We start from the raw sequence: 14,124 nt of genomic DNA on the forward strand, positions 1-14,124 counted from the left end.
ACGTCAGGCTCTTTTTAAGGTTGTTTTGTTTTACCTTTTTGATTCATATGTTCTTTACATGTGATTGTTATAACCGAAAGCAAGGCGATGAAGAGAAAAAAGTAACCGAGCGGCGTACAGAAAAAGGCGGGTTCTTTTAAAAGTCCATCGCTAGATAATGTTGATCCAACTAAAATAGAGATCATAAATAATAAAAGACTAATCAAGCCAAGAAATAAGCTAATACGATATTTTTTCAACTTCAGTTCCTCCTTTAATGAACTATCACTAAGATAAATCAAAAAGGTTAACTTTTTTTTAGGCAACTGTTAAAACTTAGATAAGAAATCTATTTTCTAAGTTTGTCGTTGTTGGTAATTGGTTAAGATCATACGTGAAAAGGGACCGACAATCAGCAATTGATAAGGAAGGGCAACAATAAAGTTCAGGCCCCAAGCTTGGAAATACGCACTTAGTGACAACGTCTGGCCTTTCATTAATAAGCCAAATAAAGACATACAAGTCACCATGCCGATAATCATGAGACTCGAAATGGTCAGAATAAGTAATAGCCGTTTTTCTTGATTAAAGGGTAAAGAAAAAGCGATTTTCTTAGCTAAGACACCAACGATGAAAACGTCTAAAATAAAAGCAACGATAAATCCAGGAAGCAAACCTTTTGATAAGGCGTACAATGAAAATTCTCCATGCAATAATAAATTATAGATGCTCATTCCGAAAACCATCAGAAAGCACATTAACGTAGTAAAAAGCATTCCTTCTTTTTTATTAGTAGGCATTTTTTTCTCCTTTCATTTATTGAGAGTAATGATTGTTCTAGGCAGAAAAGGACAAATTCTCTCGACTTTTACTAGTGTAGCAAAAATAAAAGTTCTTCATAAGTTAGAATTTGCTAAGAATTTGATTCAAATAAAAAGGTGTACTAAGTCAGCAGTACACCTTTTTATTCGTTATTTAGTTTATTTTTGTGTTATTTGTAACATCCTCTCCAAACCATTTTTGAGAAATTTTACTAAGGGTGCCATCTTTTCGTAACGTTTCAAAGGCAGTATTGATTTTTGGGACTAATTGATTGTCTGATTTTCGGGCGCCCACAGCAAAATCCTCATTGTCATAGCCGACATGAGAAATAGTATAGTTTTTTAAATTATCTTCGTGGGAAAGATAGTAGTTGGCGTAGACGCGATCAATTAGGAGCCCATCAATTCGGCCAGATTTTAAATCTAAGAAAGCTTCATTAAAGCCGTCATATAAAATAGGCGTTTGGTCTTTAACAAATTTTTTCAAAACGTCGGGCTGACTTTCGAAGCCATCATAGCCAGAAGAGCCGTTTTGAACCCCTAAAATTTTGCCTTGCATGTCGCTCGCTGTTGCAATGTTTTTTTCTTTTAAAGAAACAAGTACTTGGTCGTTCGTCATGTAGGGTTGTGTGAATTGAACTTTTTCGGCCCGCTCGCTCGTTTTAGTGTAGCCGTTCCAAATAAGATCAATGGTTTGATTTTGTAATTCTGTTTCTTTCATAGACCAATCAATCGGTTGGAAGTCAACGGAAATGCCATAAAGTTTAAAAACCGCTTTGGCTAAGTCGACATCAAAGCCGACAATTTTGCCTGATTTATCTTGAAAACCCATGGGCACAAAGGAGTCATCTAAGCCAATAATAATCCGTTTTTCTTCGTTAATCCGTGTCCATTGATCTTCGTTGCTTTTTCTTTTACCACAACCTACAAATAGGAGTAAACTACAACAGATAACCAGCAAGGCTAAAGAATATTTCTTTTTCATCATAAACTCCTTTCTATTGGACGGGGGCAACCGTCAAAAGGTTGTCTGCAATTTTTTCAGCGAAAGCCATATCGTGGGTCACGACAATCTGTGTCATGCCTTGTTTCCGTAAATCTAAAATAACTTCTTCCACTTGTTGGCGTAAAGCTGGATCTAGCGCGCTCGTTGGTTCATCGTACCCAAGAACTTTTGGCTTCATTGCTAAGGCACGAGCAAGTGCAACTCGTTGTTTTTGTCCACCGGAAAGTTGGTACGGATAGAGTTTTTCTTTACCAGCCAAGCCCAATTTTTCCAGTAATTCTAAAGCTTCTTGCTGACTTTTTGCTTTTTCTTCTTTTAGTACTAATGTAGGTGCTAAGGTAATGTTTTCTAAAACTGATAAGTGAGGGAAAAGTTGGAAATCCTGGAAAACGACCCCAACCACTTGATCGGCATTGTCCATTTCAGCAGGATTGAAAGGAACACCAGCCAACAAAAGCTCACCAGAATCAATGGTTTCTAAACCAGCCAAACAACGAAGTAAAGTGGTTTTTCCGCCGCCTGAAGGACCAACAATCGTTAAAATTTTACCCTCTGGAATTTCTAAATTTAAGTGATCAATAATGGTCCGGTTGTCAAAATGTTTGGTTAAATTTTTAATAGTTAACATGGTAGAGTCCTCCTATTTATAATATTGATAGAATTTTTCAATTTTCTTAGAAGCAACAGTCAAAATTGCCGTAAAGAGTAAATAAATCACTCCCACTAAAGCTAATGGCACTAATGTAACATCGCGGCTCATCGCAATTTTACCAGCACGTAAAAGATCGCCTAAGCCAAGAACATAAATAAGAGAAGTATCCTTGACCAAATTGATAATTTCATTTCCTACGGAAGGCAGCACGATTTTAACAACTTGTGGCAAAATAATCCGGGTGACTGTTTGAAAACGTGTTAAACGTAAAACCTTAGCAGCTTCATATTGACCTTGGGGAATTGCTTGAATCCCCCCGCGAAAAATTTCAGCAAAGTACGCAGCATAATTTAAAATAAATGCGAATAAGGCTGCATCGTAACGTTCAAAGACAATACCAATTAATGGTAAGCCGTAAAAAACAAAAATTAATTGTAACAATAGCGGAGTGCCGCGCATTAACCAAATGTAGAGGTTAATTAAGTAACGTAAAGGTTTAAACGAACTTTGTAAAATAAAGGCAATGATGATCCCCAGTGGAATCGAGCCAAGGAGTGTAAAGAAAAAGACTTTCAGTGTCATGCCAGCTCCGCTAACTAAAGCAGGTAAAATTTCTAAAATATAATCCATCATTTTTTCCTCCAACAATTTTTATTAAAAAACAAAAAAGCCTCTTGGCTGTGAGCCAAGAGGACGAATCGCATTCGTGGTGCCACCTCAATTTACTTATCTTTCACAAGATAAGCCTTATGTAGTTGCGTTGACAACTACTCTCTGTTAACGATAGAGTCACCGGTTTTTCTTACTAAAGGATTCAGAAAAACATCTTTTAGGTGTGAGTAAAGAAGAATCCATCTTTTTCTTTCAGCCAATGAAAAAGTCTCTGTAAAGGAAGAGCTAAATTACTATGTCCTAAGCTTTGATTGTAAGTATGAAATTGTTCGAACGGAACAGAAAACCTGTTGCTTTTCTAGCGTATCCCATTGAGCACATAGAAAAGGGGACAACAGACTTGAGCAGTTGAGGCATTCTCTCAGTTTGAAAAGCGCATCTAAAAAAACAAAAAAGTCCTTTGGCTGACTAGCCAAAGGACGAATAATCAATTATCGTGGTTCCACCTTAGTTTATTCGTGTTTCGCAACACGAACCTTATGAAGTTCATAACTTCGCCTGTTAACGAGTGGTCCCGGACTTTCCTACTAAGGGTTCAAAAAGTCAACTCCCAGATGTGGTTCGCTGTTTCTTTACGTCTTTTTCCACCAACCAAAGACTCTCTTCACTAAAGGAAACAGTTACTCTTCTGTTCTCTGTTTTTCAATACTGTACCACCAGAAAAAATATCTGTCAACTCTTATTCTTAAAAAAATATTTTTCTTTCAAAAAGTAAGTGCTGAAAAAGGACAAATGTATGGAAAATCATGTAAAATGTAAGTAAGTTGTTTGAACAGAAGGAGGAGTTTTGGTATGAAACAGAAAAAGTGGTTAATCGGACTTGTTGCACTGGGCTTGGTTTTAGCAGCATGTGGAAGTGGCGGTTCGAAAACGACCTCGAATGAAGCATCTACACAGAAAATTAACGTCGCATCTGGTGGTGAACTCTCGACATTAGACAGCGCTCATTATACAGATGTCTATAGTTCCGATATGATTGGTCAAGTAGTTGAAGGCTTGTATCGACAAGATAAAAACGGAGATCCTGAGCTAGCTATGGCGAAAGCAGAGCCACAAGTTAGTGAAGACGGGTTAGTCTATACATTCAAGTTACGAGAAGCAAAATGGACAAACGGGGATCCAGTTAAAGCAGGGGATTTTGTAGTTGCGTTTAGAAACGTGGTCGATCCAGCGTATGGTTCAAGTAGCAGTAATCAAATGGATATTTTTAAAAATGGGCGTGCGGTGCGGGAAGGACAAGCCACGATGGAAGAATTTGGTGTCAAAGCAATCGATGACCAGACACTAGAACTAACATTGGAAAATCCAATTCCTTATTTAGCCCAAGTCTTAGTTGGAACACCTTTTATGCCTAAAAATGAAGCCTTTGCCAAAGAAAAAGGTACTGCCTATGGGACTTCTGCAGATAATTTTGTTGGCAATGGGCCGTTTGTAATTTCAGGCTGGGATGGCAATTCCGAAACTTGGAAATTGAAGAAGAATAATCATTATTGGGATAAAGAACACGTAAAATTGAATGAAATTGATGTTCAAGTAGTGAAAGAAATTGGCACAGGAGCCAATCTTTTTGATAATGGCGACTTAGATTACACTGTTTTAGCAGATACTTATGCACTTCAGTATAAAGAGTCAAAACAAGCGCATTTTGTACCTAAAGCCATGGTGGGTTATTTAAGCCCAAATCATCGCCGTGAAATTACCGGCAACGAACATGTTCGAAAAGCTTTTTTACAAGCGATTGACAAAGAAATTTTTGCAAAAGAAATTTTAGGAGATGGCTCGACAGCTTTAAATGGTTTTGTACCAGCTAATTTTGCAAAAAATCCAGATACAGGTGAAGATTTCCGCAAAGAAAATGGTGATTTATTGCCATATAATATTAAAGAAGCCCAAGCTAACTGGAACAAAGCGAAAGAAGAGTTGGGCAAAGATAAAATTGAATTGGAACTAATCTCAGCGGATTCAGCGATTGCCAAGAAAACCATTGAATTTGTTCAAGGGCAATTGCAACAAAATTTACCAGGTTTAACAATCAAATTAAAATCATTGCCTTTGCAAAATCGTTTGGATTTACAAACAGCAGGTAATTACGATTTAGCCTTTGGAACATGGACACCTGACTATGCTGATCCCATTAATTTTTTAGAATTTTATGACTCGAAAAGTGGCTTAAATACTTCTGGTTATAACGATTCAGCGTATGATGCGGGTCTCCAAAAAGTTAGAAAAGATTACGCTAATGAACCTGAAAAACGCTGGAATGAATTACTAAGTTTAGAAAAAACATTAATTGAAAAAGATGCCGGTGTTTTACCATTATTCCAAGGAGCCATTGGTTACTTGAAATCAGATCGATTACAAGGCTTGCAAGTATTTTCTTTTGGTCGCACAGTATCCTATCGTTTAGCTTATGTAGAAGAATAAATTGACTTCTGAAAAGTCCTATCTTTTGAAAAAGTCTGCTTTCTGTTTTATCCTTAAAGTAGGAAAATTAACTAAAAAAATCAACTATGAAAGGTAGGTTTTTCAAATGTTTAGCTTTCTATGGGCATTAATTGTCGGAGGAATTATTGGCGCAATTGCTGGCGCAATTTTAGGAAAAGACGTGCCAGGTGGCATTATTGGAAATATTATCGTGGGCTTTTTAGGAAGTTGGGTAGCATCACTCTTGTTGCCTTCTTTAGGACCAGTCATCGGCGGGTTTCCAATTATCTCAGCGTTGCTAGGAGCGATTATCTGTATCGCTATTTACTCTTTTATTGTAAACCGCAAGGCGTAAAATTGTATCAAAATGATATCTTGAAAAGCATCATAAAACTTGTGAAGGTTGATCAAACCATTACTTTTGATGTCTTTTCTCTCATATTTTAAGTCTATGACAAAAATCTCTTTGGATTTTTGTCATAGACTCTTTTTTTTTTTCAAATATTTATTATGAGAATTTCCTGCGTTAGACTGCTTATTTTTCATTTATTATTCATTTTTGATAAAGGAAGTTTTGTTGGATAAAGTGAATAGCTCAAGGCTCAACAAAAATAAAGAGAAAATTAATATGTTAAGTTCAAGGGAAGTGAAATTCTGCTCTCATAATACGCCGTTTTATTCATTAAACGATAGTTGAAAAAAATAAGTGCCCTTGTTATTCTTTGAATTAAACTAATGGGGGCGAAAAGCATGGAATCGTTAAAAAGTAATCTTTTTTTGACCAGAGAAGCGTATTTGGAAGCTTTTAAAACAATCATGACACCTTTAAAAACGGCTATTTTAACATCAGAAAAACCTGGCGTGAATTTTGGGTCCAGTGGTGCTGTCTATGATCAGCAACATGCTGAAATGGAAGCGCTCATTCGACCATTATGGGGAATTGGACCGTATTGGGTTACTTGTAAAGATGATGTTTTAAGAGATGCTTATGTGGAAAAATTAATCGCAGGAACTGATCCGTCATCCCCAGATTATTGGGGCGATATTGTTGATTATGATCAATATATTGTGGAAGCAGCAGCATTATCTTTAACTTTATTGCTTCATAAGACATATTTTTGGGCCTGTTTTTCTGAGAAACAGCAAGAAAATATCATGGTTTGGTTAAATAAAGCACTTGGTTGTAAAATTCCTAAAAATAATTGGACGTTTTTCAAAGTGCTCATTCGTTTGGCACTCGAGGAATGTGGACAAGTGATTAACCAAGCGGAACTAGAGGAAGAATTGGCGTTGATTGAACGCATGTATTTAGGTGATGGTTGGTATATGGATGGTAAAACTACGCAAAGAGATTATTATATTTCGTTTGCTTTTCATTATTATAGTTTGATTTATGTCAAATTTATGCGAGAAAGAGATCCTGTTCGTGCGAAACGTTTTACAGAACGAGCCGTTATGTTCGCGCAAGACTATCTGTACTATTTTGATGAGGAGGGCGAAGCGTTACCTTACGGACGTAGTCAAACGTATCGGTTTGCTCAAGGAGCATTTTTCGCAGCTTTGATATTTGCAGAAGTAGAGGCTTTACCTTGGGGACAAATAAAAACGCTGTTAGCAAAACATTTACACTGTTGGATGCAACAGACTATTTTCACTTATGATGGTCGGTTGTCCATTGGCTATCATTACGAAAATTTAGTAATGGCAGAAGGTTATAACGCACCAGGCTCTCCGTATTGGGCTTTTAAAACATTTTTGTTGCTCGCAGTGGATCAAGACCATCCGTTTTGGCGTGCTGAACCGCTGGCGATAAAACGAGAAGAAAAGCGTTTGATAGAAAAGGGAAACATGTTATTAATCCATCCTAAAATGAAAACGCATGTCCTCGGCTATCCTGCAGGACTATGGCTTGAAAATCAAGCACATGCTGCGGCTAAATATAGTAAATTTGTCTATTCTAGCCGCTTTGGTTTTAGCGTTCCCAAAGCTGGTGCGCGTTATGAGGAGGGGGCTTTTGATAACGTATTGGCTGTTTCTCGTGATGGTGAATATTTTCGTGTTAAAGGGAAAGTTCATGATTTTTATTTAACAGAGGAGCAAGTTTATTATAAATGGCTACCTTTTCAAGAAGTAGAAATTGAAACAACCATTTATCCTTTTGGGGAATGGCATGTTAGAGTACATGAAATAGTGACATCGGTTCCATTAAAAGTGCGCGAAGGAGGATTCAGTCTACCGTTACTTGGAAAATTTTCAGAAAAAGAACTTGGTAAAGAGTGGGCTAGAGTCGATTCAGGAGAATTGTGTTCGCAAATAGTTGCAATTGAAGGGTATGACCACGCAGGTATTCTTCAACCTGAACCCAATACATCGTTGTTTTTCCCAAGAACAAGTTTACCTTATTTGCAAAAAGAGCTACCAATAGGAACGCATCGCCTGATTTGTTTGGTAGGTGGTGTGACAAGGGAGGAATAAAAAATGATAAAAATCGAATTGAAAAATAAAGACAATCAGATTATTACTGGCCGAATCGATCACGAGAAGCCAGAAGCGCCACTCGTGGCGGAGGGAGACACGTTAGCGGTATTAGCAATTAAACAGTACCTTTATCAAGTTGGCGATAAAATTGTAGTGACTTATACAGGGGCTACCCCTTATTTGATGGTTCAATTAGATGAAACTTTGGCTCCTTCATTGATTTATCTAAAAGAAAAAGTTTGGGAATATCAAATTCCATTAGAAGAATCTGCTCGAAAAGCTTTTGTTGATACGGCCTTTCATTCAGCAAGGCACCAAATAATGGTTCGACAAGCGCACACGTTTGAAAAAGACAATTATCAAAATCTTTCTATGAATACACATGACCAAAAAGAATATTCAGGAGCCTATCCTCATGCGTATGCAAACGTTGAAACGAGAGACGATGCTGTTTTCTTTGCGAAAAATGCTATTGATTCTAAGTTTGGTAACCTTTCTCATGGCTCGTATCCATTTGCTTCTTGGGGAATTAACCAGCAAAAGGAGGCACAGTTAACGATTGACTTTGGCAGGCCTGTAGAAACGGACTGGATCCGCTTGCTATTTCGGGCGGATTACCCACATGATAGCTATTGGGAGGAAGTCACTTTAGCTTTTTCAGATGGTGAGGAACGAGTAGTTGCCACAACGAATACCGCCTGTTTTCAAGAAATAAAGTTCCCAATGAAAACAACACAAACTTTGACATTAAAATGCTTACGAAAAGCGCTGGACTCTTCTCCGTTTCCAGCGTTGACCCAAATTGAAGTATTCGGTCGGAATAAATAACAAGAGGTCGGGACAGAACCGTTTAGCTCTGAGAAATAAGAAGAAATTTCCGAAAATTTCTCTTTGATTTTTGGAGACCAAGTAGGTATTGTTCATCATCGAATCACTACGTTCTTCGTGATTCTCAACAATTTCGGCTTATTTCCGAAGGACCTTCAACTCTTAGAGCTTTAGCTCTTAGAAGTTGTTGAGATCGGAGCAACGCGTAGTGTTGGTTCTGTTCCCGCCGTTTATCAGTTTTTGAGCGTGGAGCAAAAATCCAAAGTGATTTTTGTCCCACGCTCTTGTTTTTAAGAGAAATAATCAAGAAAGGTCGCTTTTTATTTTCTTTTACGTTATAATACAATAAGTTAATATGTTAACAAGTTAAGGAGTGGTGGAGATGTGTAGTCAAGAAAATAAACAAAGACTGATCTCTCTAGGAGAAAATGTCACAGATGAATGGATTCAAACGCAATTAAATGAATGCGTTTCAAAAATTGCTAAAAATATGCAGCGTTTCGGAACGCAGTTTCCTTCAGCTTGTGCTACGAATGGTCGATATCGTCTCAAAGCTAACGATGATTGGACCAATGGCTTTTGGACAGGCATGCTTTGGCTGGCATATGAGTGGTCTCACCAAGAAAAATTTCGTTTACTGGCAATGGAAAATATTGACAGCTTTCAACAACGATTAGAGGAGCATTTTGTTTTGGACCACCATGACATTGGTTTTTTATATAGTCTATCGGCGGGTGCTGGGTATAAAATTACCGGTGATGAGCGCTGTAAACAAGAAGTGCTAGCTGCCGCTGAAGTATTGTCAGCACGATTCCAAGAAAATGGCTCCTTCATTCAAGCGTGGGGCCATTATGGTGATCCCAAAGAATATCGATTAATTATCGACTCATTAATGAATTTACCGCTTTTATTTGAAGCAACTAAATTATCTGGAAATAGGGTTTATGAGGAAATTGCCTCACGTCACTATCATACGTTAATGAAAACGGTGATTAAATCCGATGCGACAACTTATCATACCTATTATTTTGATCCAGAAACAGGCAAACCAAAACATGGAGCTACGCATCAAGGACATAGTGATACTTCCATTTGGGCACGAGGCCAAAGTTGGGCAATTTTAGGGATTCCCCTAAACGAAACATTTCTCCATTCCCAACCATTTCCGGAAATTTATCCACAAATAGTGGAGGTTTTTCTAGCTCATTTGCCAGCAGATTTAATTCCCTATTGGGATTTTGATTTTAATGACCAAATGCCATCTGACAAAGATAGCTCGGCACTGGCAATTGCGGCATGTGGTTTATTGGAAGCAGACAAACTACAGGCTTTTCCTCAAGCGAAAGAGCTTGCCAAAGGAATGATTTATCAATTAGGAGAATATTATCGTACGCAAAATGATTCCGAAAATGAAGGACTGCTACTCCATGGTGTTTACGCACATGCAGAAGGAAAAGGGATTGATGAACCCAACTTATGGGGCGATTATTTTTACATGGAAGCCTTAATGCGTTTAGCAAAACCATCATGGCAAAGATACTGGTAAAGGGGAAAAATGATGCAAACGTTTGAGATTAAAGAAGACTTTTTATTAAATGGACAACCAATAAAAATTATTAGCGGGGCGATTCATTACTTTCGAATGACACCTAGACAATGGGAAGATAGCCTCTATAATCTGAAAGCTTTAGGAGCTAATACAGTAGAAACCTACATTCCTTGGAATATTCATGAACCAGAAGAAGGCGTATACGATTTTGAAGGAATGAAAAACATTGAAGCATTTGTCCGCTTGGCAGAAAAACTGAATTTACTAGTTATTCTGCGTCCTTCGGCTTATATTTGTGCAGAATGGGAGTTTGGTGGCTTACCCGCATGGCTTTTGAAAGAAAAAGGCGTGCGATTACGTTCGACAGATCCTATTTTTATGACTAAAGTTCGTAACTATTTTCAAGTATTATTGCCTAAACTAGCACCACTGCAGATAACACAAGGTGGACCAGTGATCATGATGCAGGTTGAAAATGAATATGGGTCCTATGGCATGGAGAAAGCGTACTTGCGACAAACCAAGCAGATAATGGAAGAACTGGGGATTGAGGTTCCTCTTTTTACATCTGATGGCGCTTGGGAAGAGGTTTTGGATGCGGGGACGTTAATTGAAGAGGATGTTTTTGTGACAGGAAATTTTGGTAGTCATTCGAAAGAAAATGCTGCCGTTTTGAAAAAATTTATGACTCGTCATGGTAAAAAATGGCCATTGATGTGCATGGAATACTGGGATGGGTGGTTCAATCGTTGGGGCGAACCAGTGATTCAGCGAGAAGGTACCGACTTGGCGAAGGAAGTAAAAGATATGCTGGCAGTGGGTTCTTTAAATCTCTATATGTTTCATGGAGGAACAAATTTCGGCTTTTATAACGGGTGTTCGGCGCGAGGTGCAAAAGATTTACCTCAAGTCACTAGCTATGATTATGATGCTTTATTAACAGAAGCAGGAGAACCAACAGAAAAATATTATGCCGTTCAAAAAGCAATTAAAGAAGTATGTCCAGAAGTTTGGCAAGCACAACCACGCACGAAAAAACTGGGAAATTTGGGAAGCTTTCCAGTAACTGCTAGCGTATCCTTATTCGCAGTAAAAGATCAAATGATGACACCGAAGACCACCGTGTATCCATTAAGTATGGAAGAAGCTGGCTCAGGCTATGGCTACTTGCTTTATTCGTTTGATTTAAAAAATTATCATCATGAAAATAAACTAAAAGTGGTCGAGGCCAGTGATCGTTTACACATTTATGTAGATGGAGATTTAGCTGCTACCCAATATCAAGAGACAGTGGGAGAAGAGCTACTGATTTCAGGGCAAACTGAAAAAGACACACTTGCGTTAGATATCTTAGTGGAAAACTTAGGTCGCGTTAATTATGGCTTTAAATTAAATAATCCCACACAAAGTAAAGGAATTCGAGGTGGAGTGATGCAAGACATTCATTTTCACCAAGGCTATCAACACTATCCCTTAACTTTTTCACAAGAGCAATTAGCCAAGATTGATTACACAGCTGGAAAAAATCCATTGCAGCCTTCGTTTTATCAAGTAACATTTGAATTAGAACAGCTAGCAGACACGTATATTGACTGTCGAGGCTACGGCAAAGGATTCGTTGTGGTCAATGGCCATCATCTAGGTCGTTATTGGGAAATAGGACCCATTCATTCGCTGTATTGTCCCAAAGAATTTTTACAGCAAGGACAAAATGAAGTAGTAATTTTTGAAACAGAGGGAATTAACATTGAGTACTTGAAATTTACGAATCAAGTAATCATAGACTAAAAAAATAGAAGTAGAAGCTGAAATTTATTCGGCTTCTACTTCTATTTTGGTTTTGAAATATTTCCAATGTTTATAACTAATAATATATTCAGCAACACTACCATCTGCGAGATAGGAATGTTTAACTTGTTTAACAGCGGGTTCACGAAAACTTAATTGAAGTAAATTCAATAACTCAGCATCTTCGGGAAAGACAATTTCATTTGTTTCTACAGAAGCCAACGAGAAGAGGTCTACTGAAAAATCTTTACGGACTCGTTCATACACACTTGCATAAGCTGTGAGGTCCTTTGAGAGCGGCTCTTTAACAAGCTTTTTGGGAAGATGTGTGATATGTACGAGAAAGGGTGTATCTTCAGAATAGCGTACACGCTTGATTCTATAATAAGAAGCGTTAGCTGGTAAGCCTAATTCCTTTAAAATTTCGGCTTGATTTTCTTCTTCAATTGAAAGGACTTTAACTTTTTCAGAGTCTAAAGAATGCAACTCGATATCAGAAAATTTTACATTTTGAGAAACTTTTGATTTCGAAACAAAGGTCCCTTTTCCTTGGATACGATACAAGTAACCTGCACTGGTTAGCTCATTCAGTGCTTTGACAGCTGTGATAGAACTAACAGCATATTTTCGTTTAATATCGGCTTCAGAATAAAATTTATCACCAGGAATAAAGGTATGATTTTTTATTTCACGTAAAAGGTCTTGTTTAATTTGTTCATATTTAGGTAACATGCGATTGCCTCCATTCTAGTAATCGAATGAATTAAGCATAACATGTTAACTAGCCTTTAGCAAACACTTTGAAAAAGAGGAAAGACAATTTTTATTTAAAGAATTCAAAAAAAAAATTCAATATATTAAGATATTAGGTTTACGGATAACTTAGTATGTGTTATAGTAAGTTCGTAGAGAACATAACATGTTAAGTAGGGTCACCTACATCTAGGGAGGGAAACTCGTGGAAAACATTGTACTAATTAGTCATGGTAGCATGGCTGAAGGCGTCAAAGTTAGCTTAGAAATGATCGTTGGTCGGCAAGAACACGTGCATACAGTCTCATTACGACCAGATAGTGACAATCTTCAATTTGAGAAAGAGCTAAATGAAAAAATGAAAGCCCTTAACGGTACGACACTGATTATTGCTGATTTACTAGGAGGAACGCCATGTAACGTGGCAACTAAGAATTATTTGAACGTTGACGGAGTGGAAATTATTGCAGGGATGACGCTCTCTGTTGTGATTGAAGCAGTGGTTAATCAACAGGCTTCGATTAAAGAATTAGTTTGTTTAGCACAAGAAAATATTGTTGATGTAAAAGCTGGGATGAATCAAGCAGAACAAGAGATTTCAGAAGCCAGCAAAGAAAAAGAGTTAAGTAACTATAGTCAATATGCTGGAAAAGAAAATATTGTAAACACACGGATTGATGAACGGTTAATTCATGGACAAGTAGCGGGAATTTGGTCGACAAGTCTTAGTACACAGCGAATAATTGTAGCCAATGATGAGGCGGCTACAGATCCTTTACAAAAATCATCTTTGAGAATGGCAGCGCCTTCTTCGATGCGTTTATCTGTTCTTGGAGTAGAGGCTGCCGCTAAAAATATTCAATCAGGAAAATATGGTAAACAGCGTTTATTTTTATTATTTAAAAATCCGAAAGATGTGCTCCGCTTTATCGAAGCGCAAGGACCTATCAAAACTGTAAATGTTGGGAATATGAGTTACAAAGAAGGAGCACGCGAAGTAACAAAAAGTATTCAAGTTTTACCAGAAGAAGAACAAATTTTTGAAACAATCGCTTCAAAAGGCGTCACTGTGACAGCCCAATTAGTTCCAAACGATCCAGTCGTTGATTTTATGAAAAAATTACGCGGCTAAAACTGTCAGACTAAGAAAGAATATTTTTAAATTTAGGAGGAA

13 protein-coding genes and 2 other annotated features are annotated in these 14,124 nt (G+C 37.6%); of the genes, 7 read left to right on the forward strand and 6 right to left on the reverse strand.

Features of this window, described 5'->3' with window-relative positions:
* Window positions 1-14: 14 nt before the first annotated feature.
* The 5 genes from IGJ90_RS02840 to IGJ90_RS02860 form a co-directional block, all read right to left on the reverse strand.
* On the reverse strand, window positions 15-239 hold the full coding sequence (locus IGJ90_RS02840) for a DUF3955 domain-containing protein (RefSeq protein ID WP_002383054.1): 225 nt from the start codon (window positions 237-239) through the stop codon (window positions 15-17).
* Between the two features lie 96 nt (window positions 240-335).
* Window positions 336-779: a DUF2798 domain-containing protein gene (locus tag IGJ90_RS02845; protein WP_438767539.1), complete on the reverse strand. Its 444-nt coding sequence runs from the start codon at window positions 777-779 to the stop codon at window positions 336-338.
* Window positions 780-954: 175 nt separating this feature from the next.
* Window positions 955-1,788 carry an amino acid ABC transporter substrate-binding protein gene (locus tag IGJ90_RS02850; RefSeq protein ID WP_438767541.1) on the reverse strand — a complete coding sequence of 278 codons (834 nt, stop codon included), beginning with the start codon at window positions 1,786-1,788 and terminating at the stop codon, window positions 955-957.
* Between the two features lie 10 nt (window positions 1,789-1,798).
* Window positions 1,799-2,434: an amino acid ABC transporter ATP-binding protein gene (locus tag IGJ90_RS02855; RefSeq protein ID WP_438767543.1), complete on the reverse strand. Its 636-nt coding sequence runs from the start codon at window positions 2,432-2,434 to the stop codon at window positions 1,799-1,801.
* A gap of 12 nt (window positions 2,435-2,446) precedes the next feature.
* Window positions 2,447-3,091, reverse strand: coding sequence for an amino acid ABC transporter permease (locus IGJ90_RS02860; protein WP_002383057.1), 645 nt, complete (start codon window positions 3,089-3,091; stop codon window positions 2,447-2,449).
* Between the two features lie 53 nt (window positions 3,092-3,144).
* Window positions 3,145-3,387: a binding site (T-box leader), on the reverse strand.
* A gap of 155 nt (window positions 3,388-3,542) precedes the next feature.
* Window positions 3,543-3,775 (reverse strand) — a binding site (T-box leader).
* A 147-nt stretch (window positions 3,776-3,922) separates the two neighbouring features.
* On the opposite strand from IGJ90_RS02860, the gene IGJ90_RS02865 reads away from it, so the two are divergent.
* The 6 genes from IGJ90_RS02865 (at window position 3,923) to IGJ90_RS02890 (ending at window position 12,197) form a co-directional block, all read left to right on the forward strand.
* On the forward strand, window positions 3,923-5,554 hold the full coding sequence (locus IGJ90_RS02865; RefSeq protein WP_438767545.1) for a peptide ABC transporter substrate-binding protein: 1,632 nt from the start codon (window positions 3,923-3,925) through the stop codon (window positions 5,552-5,554).
* 106 nt (window positions 5,555-5,660) lie between these two features.
* Window positions 5,661-5,909 (forward strand): GlsB/YeaQ/YmgE family stress response membrane protein, encoded by a 249-nt coding sequence (locus IGJ90_RS02870; RefSeq protein ID WP_002355684.1) that lies wholly within the window; start codon window positions 5,661-5,663, stop codon window positions 5,907-5,909.
* A 380-nt stretch (window positions 5,910-6,289) separates the two neighbouring features.
* A complete protein-coding gene (locus IGJ90_RS02875) occupies window positions 6,290-8,029 on the forward strand; it encodes a DUF2264 domain-containing protein (protein ID WP_163326384.1) in 1,740 nt (579 codons plus the stop codon).
* 3 nt (window positions 8,030-8,032) lie between these two features.
* Complete coding sequence (locus tag IGJ90_RS02880; protein WP_002389771.1) at window positions 8,033-8,860, forward strand: hypothetical protein; 828 nt, start codon at window positions 8,033-8,035, stop codon at window positions 8,858-8,860.
* Between the two features lie 382 nt (window positions 8,861-9,242).
* Window positions 9,243-10,406: a glycoside hydrolase family 88 protein gene (locus IGJ90_RS02885; protein ID WP_002390979.1), complete on the forward strand. Its 1,164-nt coding sequence runs from the start codon at window positions 9,243-9,245 to the stop codon at window positions 10,404-10,406.
* Between the two features lie 12 nt (window positions 10,407-10,418).
* A complete protein-coding gene (locus IGJ90_RS02890; RefSeq protein WP_033626598.1) occupies window positions 10,419-12,197 on the forward strand; it encodes a glycoside hydrolase family 35 protein in 1,779 nt (592 codons plus the stop codon).
* A gap of 24 nt (window positions 12,198-12,221) precedes the next feature.
* Here the strand turns inward: IGJ90_RS02890 and IGJ90_RS02895 are convergent, their stop codons facing one another.
* On the reverse strand, window positions 12,222-12,929 hold the full coding sequence (locus tag IGJ90_RS02895; protein WP_002366233.1) for a GntR family transcriptional regulator: 708 nt from the start codon (window positions 12,927-12,929) through the stop codon (window positions 12,222-12,224).
* Between the two features lie 259 nt (window positions 12,930-13,188).
* Between IGJ90_RS02895 and IGJ90_RS02900 the strand changes: the two genes are divergently transcribed.
* On the forward strand, window positions 13,189-14,082 hold the full coding sequence (locus IGJ90_RS02900) for a PTS mannose/fructose/sorbose transporter subunit IIAB (RefSeq protein ID WP_002383065.1): 894 nt from the start codon (window positions 13,189-13,191) through the stop codon (window positions 14,080-14,082).
* Window positions 14,083-14,124 lie beyond the last annotated feature (42 nt).

This window comes from Enterococcus sp. AZ129, from assembly GCF_051714505.1.
GTDB lineage: Bacteria > Bacillota > Bacilli > Lactobacillales > Enterococcaceae > Enterococcus > Enterococcus faecalis.

Excerpts from the sequence above, each read along its gene's own strand:
- IGJ90_RS02875 (WP_163326384.1), top strand. The coding sequence starts at position 6,290 with ATGGGGGCGAAAAGCATGGAATCGTTAAAAAGTAATCTTTTTTTGACC.
- IGJ90_RS02855 (WP_438767543.1), bottom strand. The coding sequence starts at position 2,434 with ATGTTAACTATTAAAAATTTAACCAAACATTTTGACAACCGGACCATT.
- IGJ90_RS02860 (WP_002383057.1), bottom strand. The coding sequence starts at position 3,091 with ATGATGGATTATATTTTAGAAATTTTACCTGCTTTAGTTAGCGGAGCT.
- IGJ90_RS02900 (WP_002383065.1), top strand. The coding sequence starts at position 13,189 with ATGGCTGAAGGCGTCAAAGTTAGCTTAGAAATGATCGTTGGTCGGCAA.
- IGJ90_RS02870 (WP_002355684.1), top strand. The coding sequence starts at position 5,661 with ATGTTTAGCTTTCTATGGGCATTAATTGTCGGAGGAATTATTGGCGCA.
- IGJ90_RS02865 (WP_438767545.1), top strand. The coding sequence starts at position 3,923 with ATGAAACAGAAAAAGTGGTTAATCGGACTTGTTGCACTGGGCTTGGTT.
- IGJ90_RS02885 (WP_002390979.1), top strand. The coding sequence starts at position 9,243 with ATGTGTAGTCAAGAAAATAAACAAAGACTGATCTCTCTAGGAGAAAAT.
- IGJ90_RS02890 (WP_033626598.1), top strand. The coding sequence starts at position 10,419 with ATGCAAACGTTTGAGATTAAAGAAGACTTTTTATTAAATGGACAACCA.
- IGJ90_RS02880 (WP_002389771.1), top strand. The coding sequence starts at position 8,033 with ATGATAAAAATCGAATTGAAAAATAAAGACAATCAGATTATTACTGGC.
- IGJ90_RS02895 (WP_002366233.1), bottom strand. The coding sequence starts at position 12,929 with ATGTTACCTAAATATGAACAAATTAAACAAGACCTTTTACGTGAAATA.
- IGJ90_RS02850 (WP_438767541.1), bottom strand. The coding sequence starts at position 1,788 with ATGATGAAAAAGAAATATTCTTTAGCCTTGCTGGTTATCTGTTGTAGT.
- IGJ90_RS02845 (WP_438767539.1), bottom strand. The coding sequence starts at position 779 with ATGCCTACTAATAAAAAAGAAGGAATGCTTTTTACTACGTTAATGTGC.